The organism is Proteocatella sphenisci DSM 23131 (assembly GCF_000423525.1).
GTDB lineage: Bacteria > Bacillota > Clostridia > Peptostreptococcales > Filifactoraceae > Proteocatella > Proteocatella sphenisci.
Genome location: NZ_AUID01000006.1, coordinates 130,724 through 137,473 on the forward strand (window position 1 = coordinate 130,724; position 6,750 = coordinate 137,473).

The window sequence follows — 6,750 nt, forward strand, 5'->3', positions numbered from 1 at the left end:
AGTATTTAGGACTCTGGACACATATTCTACTGATTATGACTTCAAAAAAATGGAGGATATAATGGAAAAATTAATAATAACAGCAGCGATATGCGGAGCAGAAGTTACAAAAGAACAAAACCCGGCGGTACCATACACAATAGAGGAAATAGTAAGAGAAGCTAAGTGCGCATCTGATGCAGGAGCAGCGGTAATCCACCTTCACGTAAGAGAAGATGATGGAACACCTACACAAAGCAAAGACAGATACGAAGAAGCAATAAAGGCTATAAGAAAAGAACTTCCAGAGATAATAATATTGCCAAGTACAGGCGGGGCTGTTGGAATGACAGCTAAAGAAAGACTTCAACCAGTATTTCTAAGCCCTGAGATAGCTACACTTGACTGTGGAACCTGCAACTTTGGTGGAGATGATGTCTTCACAAATACTGTAAATATGGTTAAGGAATTTGCTACGGCAATGAAAGAATATAATGTAAAACCTGAGTGTGAAGTATTTGAAAAAGGAATGATAGACACAGCGATCGCAGTTGCGAACAAGGGTCTTATTGATTATCCTCTTCATTTCAACTTTGTACTTGGAGTTAACGGAGCTATGACTGCAACCGCAAGAGACCTTGTTTTCATGGTAGGATCAATTCCTCCAGGATCAACTTGGGTTGCTACAGGAATAGGAAGAAGTGAATTTACGCTTGCAGCCGTGGCAATAGCTATGGGTGGAAACGTAAGAGTAGGATTTGAAGATAACCTTTATGTAGAAAAAGGAGTTCTTGCAAAAAGCAATGGAGACCTTGTTGAAAAAGTAGTAAGAATAGCTAAAGAACTTGGACGTGAAATAGCTACGCCTCAAGAAGCAAGAAAAATGATGGGTCTTAACAGAAAATAGTTTGAGATTTCTGTGAGATATTTAGGGATATCACTGCGTCATAGCATCAGATGCAGTGATTTTCTGATATATTCTGCAGATTTTGCAAAAAATTATCAGAAAAAGGAGTGGACAAATATGAATACAGAATTTAAGTATGAGCTGCTAGAAGAAGATTTTATACAGTCAAATCTTGATTATGTAAAGATATCACCCAACTTTGCAAAACAGATGAGAGTAATTAAATATGGGTTTGTGGTTATAGTAGCATTTATGATAATCTTTTTTATGAGAAGCGTTCAGGGCGCTATATTTGGCATACTCATTGCAGCCCTGTATTCACTTGGTTTTGACAAATACTACAAACACTCAGTAAAAAGAAGAGTTAAAAAGTCTATAACAGCAGGGCACCTTCAGCTTAATAATACTTCTATGACAACAGTAGTAAGTGATGCAGGGATAGTAATAAAAGGAAAGAAAGAAAAGACTAAGTACACATGGAAAGATATAAAGATGCTTGTAGAGAGTCCCAAGTACATATACCTTATATCAGAGCAAGGAAGTGCTGAAATTATCCCCAAAAGAGATCAGGATTATGCGCTTATAAAGTCAGAACTTGTAGACAGAGCAAAAGCTTCGCCTGAAACAGAATTTAAGACCATATCCTAATTTACAGATATGCGAAACTATAGTTAAGAGGATTTTATGAAAGAAAATTATACAATTGAAAAATTACCTGAAATACCAGAAATAAATGATAGAAATCTAAAACTTATAAGATATACGCAAGGCGTGTATGATAAATTCAAAAAAATGGTGCGAATAAATCCTGACGGGATAGAAATCTTTGATTTGGAGGTAAATTCTCCTGTTGGAAAAATTCCTGTAAGGCTTTACTATCCTGGAAATACCAGAAACGATGGAAAACTTCATGAAGCGCTTATGTTTCTTCATGGCGGAGGATTTGTCATGGGGAGTATAGAGACTCATGATAAAATATGTACAAAAATGGCTGAAAAGACAGGCAGGATAATAGCTTCTGTGGGATACAGACTTTCACCAAAGCATATATATCCTTCAGCTATAAGAGACTGCTATTGTGTTTATTATTACTTATGCAAGAATCACAAAGCTCTGATGATAAAACAGGAAGACATAGCAATTGGAGGTACGAGCGCAGGAGGGAATCTGGCACTTGGAGTGATGGAGATGTGTCTTCGAAGAAACAAAAGAGGTGTACTTCCATCTGCTTTAGTACTTCAATATCCACTCACAGACATTGAATCGGTCCTTATGGAAGATTACACTAATTCAGCACTTGAAAATGCCAATGGAAAAACACTGACGCTTGATGCAATGACAAAGATGCTTAGATATTATATTCCATATTTTGAAAGAGAAGCAGGGATAGAAGCGCCTCATCTTCTTGGGAACCCATATCTTTCGCCAGTTAAATCAGAACTTATTTTTCAATATCCCAAAGTTATTATGATATCTTCAGACAAGGATATCTTAAGAGATGATAACAGAAACTTTGCTACAGTTATGGCTCAAAATGGAGTAGAGTTTGAGCACCATGAATACTGTAATATGCCCCATGCCTTTATGTCCTTTGATTGTGAAGAGACGGAAATGGCATTTGGGCTCATAGCAGAGTTTTTAGAATAGATTTTACTTTAAAATATTAAATTCATATAAAAAAAATACAGATCTGAATTAATTCAGATCTGTATTTTTTTGTATTTTTAGTTTTTATCCCTGAACTGCATCATGTAAAGATTATTGTAGAGTCCTTTTCTTTCAAGGAGTTGTTCGTGAGTTCCTTCTTCTTCTATTCCGCTTTCGGTAAGAACTATTATTCGGTCTGCCCTTTTTATGGTGCTTAATCTATGGGCAATTATAAGAGTTGTTCTTCCTTTTGACAGTTCAAACAGAGCGGACTGAACAAGCTGCTCTGATTCGTTATCAAGTGAAGACGTAGCTTCGTCAAGTATAAGAATCTTTGGATTTTTAAGAAATATACGAGCGATGGCTATTCTCTGTTTCTGGCCTCCTGAGAGCTTTACGCCTCGTTCTCCAATATATGTGTCAAAACCATGTTCGAGTTTTTGGATAAATTCGAGAGCATTGGCTTTTTTTGCTGCTTCATAAACTTCTTCTTCGCTGGCATCGAGCTTTGCATAGACAATGTTGTCTCTTATGCTTCCTGCAAACATTACTACGTCCTGCTGCACTATACCTATGCTGTTTCTGAGTGAAGCGAGTTTTATGTGGTTTATATCGTTTCCATCGATTGTAATACTTCCTTTGTTTAGATTATAGAACCTGGGAAGAAGGTTTAAAAGTGTTGATTTTCCTGAGCCTGAAGGTCCTACTACAGCTAGCTGTTCTCCTGGTTTAACACTAAGAGACAAATCATTTATTATAGTTTTATAGTCATCATACGAAAAAGATATATCATTAAATTCGATAGCGCCTTTTACATGGGGGATATCTATGGCATCTACATCATCATCTATGTCAGGGTGTATATCCATAGTTTGACAAAATCTCTCAAAACCGCTCATTCCCTTTTGGAAAAGCTCTATCAGGGTTGCGAATCGTTTTATTGGAGTAAGGAGTATATTAACATATAAAAGAAATCCTACAACATCTCCGTATTTTGCCTGTCCCTTTGTTATCAGGTATCCTCCGTATGAAAGTACAAGAAGACTTATTATATTTGATAAAAATTCTACGCCTGTAAAATATTCAGCCATTATTTTATATGATTCTTCTTTAGTCTCTTTAAAACACAAATTTCCTCTTGCGAATTTTTCTATTTCATAATCTTCATTAGCAAAGGCCTTGACTACTCTTATCCCTGATATGGAGTCATCGATTTGAGCGTTGACATCTGCAATTCTTTCACGCATCTTCCTGAAGGTTCTTTTCATCTTGATATTTTTTGAGACAGTAAACCATATAAGGATTGGAATGGGTGCGAATGTAACAATTGCGAGCTGAGGATTTATCATAAACATAAGAATGAAAGAACCTGTAATTGTTGTAAACGTTATAAAAATATCTTCGGGTGCATGATGGGCAAATTCTGATATGTCATTCAAGTCATTGACTATCCGAGATATTATTTTTCCTTTTTTGACGTTGTCAAAATAATTAAAGGAAAGTGTCTGAATGTGGTTGAACAGATCACGTCTCATGTCGTGTTCAATTCTAGTTCCCATTACATGTCCTACATAATGAACTAAATAGTTAGTAAGAAATCGAACCATGTAAAGAAGGAGAAGTATTGCCAAAAGCCTGAAAAACTCGTTTATACGACTTTGTGGAAGCAGGGTATTGATAGCATAACTTGCAACCAGGGGGAAGAAAAGGTCCATAAGAGATGTTATGAATGCAGAACTAAAATCTATAATGAACAGTTTCTTGTGTGGTTTGTAATACTGGGCTAAACGTTTAAGCATGTCAATTCCTTTCTGTTTTTTTATAGTAATCATTTCCAAGACTGTCAATAAGGACTACAAGCGGAAAATCCTTTACTGTGAATTTTCGGATTGCCTCGCTACCCAGGTCCTCATATGCAACAATTTCACTTTTGATTACACATTTGCTGAGATATGCACCGGCACCTCCTATAGCACCAAGGTAAAGCGCTTTATTTTTTATTATAGAAAGCCTGACGCTTTCGTCTCTTTTGCCCTTACCTATCATGGCACTAAGGCCAAGATCCAAAAGGAGAGGAGAATATGAATCCATCCTGTAGCTTGTAGTTGGCCCGCAAGCGCCAACTGGTCTTCCGTCTCTTTCGGGAGTGGGACCTACATAATATATAATGGAATTTTTTATTTCAAAGGGGAGAACTTCTTTGTTTTTTATCTGTTCAGTCAATCTTTTATGAGCCGCATCACGAGCGGTATAGATTATTCCGCTTGCATTAATTATGTCTCCGGCTCTCAGCATTGAGACGTCTGCATCCGTAAAGGGCAGGTTTATATTGTAATTCATAATTATCCTTTCTACATATAGTGTTAATTTAGAGAGTTATTGAGAAATGCCTTGTAGCATGGCAGTTAATATTAACAGCGCATGGAAGACCGGCTATATGAGTAGGAAGGGTCTCTATATTTACAGCAAGGGCCGTGGTGATTCCGCCGAATCCTTGGGGCCCTATGCCAAGGTTATTTATTTTTTTCAAAAGTTCCTCTTCAAGCTCTTTGTAGAAGGGATCAGGATTTCGTTTGTCCAGGTCTCTGATCAGAGCTTTTTTTGCAATCAGAGCAGCCTTGTCAAAAGTTCCGCCTATTCCTACTCCTACAACTATTGGAGGGCAAGGGTTAGGCCCAGCTTCTTCAACAACTTTGAGAACAAAATCAACAACTCCATCTATACCATCAGAGGGACGAAGCATTTTAATCTGGCTCATGTTTTCGCTTCCAAAACCTTTGGGGGCTAAGGTTATTTTAAGTCTGTCTCCTTTGACGATTTCATAATATATCATGGCTGGAGTATTATCGCCGGTGTTTTTTCTTTTTATAGGGTCAGATACACAGGATTTTCTCAGATAACCCTGGTCATAGCCCTGACGGACACCTTCATTAATAGCATCTTCGAGACTTCCATTGATATGAAGATCTTGACCTATTTCTATAAAAACACAGGCAAGACCAGTATCCTGGCATATTGGAATGTTTTCACTTTCGGCGATTTTGTAGTTATCTATAATTATACCAAGCGTATTTTTTGCAACAGGAAAAGTTTCGTTTTCACAAGCAGTATTTAGAGATTTCCTCACATCTTCTGGCAAAATATAGTTTGCTTTTATGCATAGTTCCTTTATAGAATAAGTTATTATATTTCTATCTAATTCTCTCATAAGTTCTCCTTGAATATAATATTTACATACAATTTAATAATACCATAAAAATGATAAAATGTGATATATCAAAGAAGCTTAGCTTGAGAAAATATCAAAAACAGCATATAATAAAACATAAAGAAAGAAAGAATAAATAGAAATAAAAGAGAGAAGGAATCTTATGAAAACTGACAGTAAAAATGTAGATAGATTAAAACAGATAGATTCAGAATTTAGATCAGGAGTCGAAGCGTATCATATTCCAAGATGGAGCGAACTCCCGGACTTTGAATTATATATGGATCAGATCCTTGGATTTTTGGAAAAACATACTGAACTTTTTGGAACATCTGAAAAAGAGAAAATCATAACAAATTCCATGATTAACAATTATGTTAAGCTGGGTCTTATCAAAGCCCCAGTAAAAAAGAAATACAATAAAAGCAATATTGCCAACCTTATAATGATAACAATTCTTAAGAAAGTACTTTCCATGAATGAGATTAAAGAGGCGGTGGTGCATTGCAATCAACAAATGGGAGAAGCTGAATCCTATGATCTTTTTTGTCATGAACTGGAAAAGTCTATGATCGAAGGACTTAAAGAAATGGATGAATCGGTTCCAGTATTTCGAGCTGCTACCAAAGCTCTTTCAAGCAAAGTTATGGCTGAAAAAATAATAGAAAGACAAAATAGAATTTAAAATAAAAAAAGGCTTGACTTTATTATGTAAGTTTAGTATACTAATAAAAGTCGCCGAAACACAATAAGACAAACAACATAAGAGCGGCGCAACATGAACCTTGAAAACTAAACAGCAGAATATACAAACCATTTATAGGTGTGAGCCGCAAGGCAATCATCTACAAAAAGAAACAAACCGTAATTTCAATTAATTGAGATAACAAAAATAGATATGTCGGATGTTTAATCCGGCCAGTCAAACATTAAATTTAAGAGTTTGATCCTGGCTCAGGATGAACGCTGGCGGCGTGCTTAACACATGCAAGTCGAGCGGAGTTTAATT

At 36.3% G+C, this 6,750-nt stretch carries 7 protein-coding genes and 1 rRNA gene; 5 read left to right on the forward strand and 3 right to left on the reverse strand.

The genetic code is table 11. The annotated features are described in order from the left end of the window. Nucleotides 1–61: 61 nt before the first annotated feature. The 3 genes from kce to G558_RS0103170 all read left to right on the forward strand — a co-directional run bounded on the left by kce (nt 62) and on the right by G558_RS0103170 (nt 2,533). Nucleotides 62–886 carry a 3-keto-5-aminohexanoate cleavage enzyme gene (gene kce / locus G558_RS0103160; protein ID WP_028828875.1) on the forward strand — a complete coding sequence of 275 codons (825 nt, stop codon included), beginning with the start codon at nt 62–64 and terminating at the stop codon, nt 884–886. A gap of 117 nt (nt 887–1,003) precedes the next feature. Beyond that, entirely contained in the window at nt 1,004–1,534 is a 531-nt protein-coding gene (locus G558_RS0103165) for a YcxB family protein (protein ID WP_036931467.1), read from the forward strand. Between the two features lie 36 nt (nt 1,535–1,570). Then, complete coding sequence (locus G558_RS0103170; protein ID WP_028828877.1) at nt 1,571–2,533, forward strand: alpha/beta hydrolase; 963 nt, start codon at nt 1,571–1,573, stop codon at nt 2,531–2,533. Nucleotides 2,534–2,610: 77 nt separating this feature from the next. Here G558_RS0103170 and G558_RS0103175 read toward each other — a convergent pair whose 3' ends face one another. The 3 genes from G558_RS0103175 to G558_RS0103185 are packed head-to-tail and all read right to left on the reverse strand — an operon-like array spanning nt 2,611 to nt 5,741. Beyond that, complete coding sequence (locus G558_RS0103175) at nt 2,611–4,332, reverse strand: ABC transporter ATP-binding protein (RefSeq protein WP_028828878.1); 1,722 nt, start codon at nt 4,330–4,332, stop codon at nt 2,611–2,613. A 1-nt stretch (nt 4,333) separates the two neighbouring features. Beyond that, complete coding sequence (locus G558_RS0103180; protein WP_028828879.1) at nt 4,334–4,873, reverse strand: Fe-S-containing hydro-lyase; 540 nt, start codon at nt 4,871–4,873, stop codon at nt 4,334–4,336. Nucleotides 4,874–4,901: 28 nt separating this feature from the next. Then, entirely contained in the window at nt 4,902–5,741 is an 840-nt protein-coding gene (locus G558_RS0103185) for a fumarate hydratase (protein WP_028828880.1), read from the reverse strand. Nucleotides 5,742–5,904: 163 nt separating this feature from the next. Between G558_RS0103185 and G558_RS0103190 the strand changes: the two genes are divergently transcribed. Next, the gene (locus tag G558_RS0103190) at nt 5,905–6,426 is read left to right on the forward strand and encodes a DUF1836 domain-containing protein (RefSeq protein ID WP_028828881.1); all 522 of its coding nucleotides are present in this window, start codon (nt 5,905–5,907) and stop codon (nt 6,424–6,426) included. A gap of 246 nt (nt 6,427–6,672) precedes the next feature. After that, nucleotides 6,673–6,750: ribosomal RNA gene (locus G558_RS0103195) — 16S ribosomal RNA — on the forward strand; the annotation flags it as partial.

Bases quoted from the DNA above. Each gene is read 5' to 3' on its own strand.
- kce (WP_028828875.1), top strand. From the start codon at position 62: ATGGAAAAATTAATAATAACAGCAGCGATATGCGGAGCAGAAGTTACA.
- G558_RS0103165 (WP_036931467.1), top strand. From the start codon at position 1,004: ATGAATACAGAATTTAAGTATGAGCTGCTAGAAGAAGATTTTATACAG.
- G558_RS0103170 (WP_028828877.1), top strand. From the start codon at position 1,571: ATGAAAGAAAATTATACAATTGAAAAATTACCTGAAATACCAGAAATA.
- G558_RS0103175 (WP_028828878.1), bottom strand. From the start codon at position 4,332: ATGCTTAAACGTTTAGCCCAGTATTACAAACCACACAAGAAACTGTTC.
- G558_RS0103180 (WP_028828879.1), bottom strand. From the start codon at position 4,873: ATGAATTACAATATAAACCTGCCCTTTACGGATGCAGACGTCTCAATG.
- G558_RS0103185 (WP_028828880.1), bottom strand. From the start codon at position 5,741: ATGAGAGAATTAGATAGAAATATAATAACTTATTCTATAAAGGAACTA.
- G558_RS0103190 (WP_028828881.1), top strand. From the start codon at position 5,905: ATGAAAACTGACAGTAAAAATGTAGATAGATTAAAACAGATAGATTCA.